Genomic DNA, 945 nt, shown 5'->3' on the forward strand with positions numbered 1-945 from the left:
ACGGAGGAAAAGGGCAACCAGAAAGAAACCTTGAAAATCAACACAAGCAAGCTGAAAAAGTATTTTCCGAAGAACACAACGCCGAAGCAGATGGAGGAAACCATCATTAAACTTTTGGAGCGTGAATTGCAGAGGAAACGGGGCAGGGACAGCCGCTAATCTTCTCTTTTCGGGAGGTAAATGCAGAAAATTGAGGTATGAAGAATGAAAGAAATCCAGTATGAGATTGTAAAGGAAATCGCCGTATTGTCTAAGGGCGACAGCGGCTACACAAAAGAAATCAATCTTATCTCATGGAACGGAAGAGAGCCGAAATATGACATCCGCAGCTTTTCCCCGAACCGTGAGAAGTGCGGAAAGGGTATCACGTTGAACGCTGATGAAGCAGCAGCACTCCTTGAAGCATTACAGAAAGAAGTAAACAGCGGGGATTGATGGTATCTGATTGACAGGGCGGGGCGTTTCCAGACGTTCTCCTGCCCTGTCTGGAAAGGAAGATTTAAGTATGGGCGAGGATAAGAAAGCAGATAAAAAGAGAAAGCGTATCGTGCCGAAAGCACCAGTTCAGATGATAATCAGCCGTGAATATGTCGGCACGCAGACAGTCACAGAAGCGTTTATCCCGATTATTTCCGAGGATATTCGGAAGAAGATTGCCGAGGGCGACACCTTCGACAATGAGGGGCTGTCCGCTTAGAATGTACGCAATGGAACATGAAAACAGATAGGACAGATATGGAGGTTTTACAGTATGGCAGGAATAAGAATGGAGAACAAGATTTATGAAGTCGGCATGTACTGCCGCTTGTCAAAAGACGATGGCACGGATAACGAGAGTGCGAGCATTGCGACACAGAAATCCATCCTCACGGATTATGTGAAAAAGCAGGGATGGCACTTAGCAAAAACGTATGTGGACGACGGTTACTCTGGTACAAATTTCCA

General features: G+C 45.8%; 3 protein-coding genes and 1 pseudogene. All 4 read left to right on the plus strand.

All coding sequences use genetic code 11. The annotated features are described in order from the left end of the window. Positions 1-159, plus strand: a pseudogene (locus DWX28_RS18945) (ParB/RepB/Spo0J family partition protein); the annotation flags it as partial. 45 nt (positions 160-204) lie between these two features. Next, positions 205-435 (plus strand): YdbC family protein, encoded by a 231-nt coding sequence (locus DWX28_RS18950; protein ID WP_002596258.1) that lies wholly within the window; start codon positions 205-207, stop codon positions 433-435. Positions 436-505: 70 nt separating this feature from the next. Further along, on the plus strand, positions 506-697 hold the full coding sequence (locus DWX28_RS18955) for a hypothetical protein (protein WP_002596259.1): 192 nt from the start codon (positions 506-508) through the stop codon (positions 695-697). Between the two features lie 54 nt (positions 698-751). Beyond that, on the plus strand, positions 752-945 hold a 194-nt coding region (locus tag DWX28_RS18960; RefSeq protein ID WP_158565352.1), incomplete at its 3' end, for a recombinase family protein.

This window comes from Blautia sp. AF19-10LB, from assembly GCF_003461245.1.
Lineage (GTDB): Bacteria > Bacillota > Clostridia > Lachnospirales > Lachnospiraceae > Blautia_A > Blautia_A intestinihominis.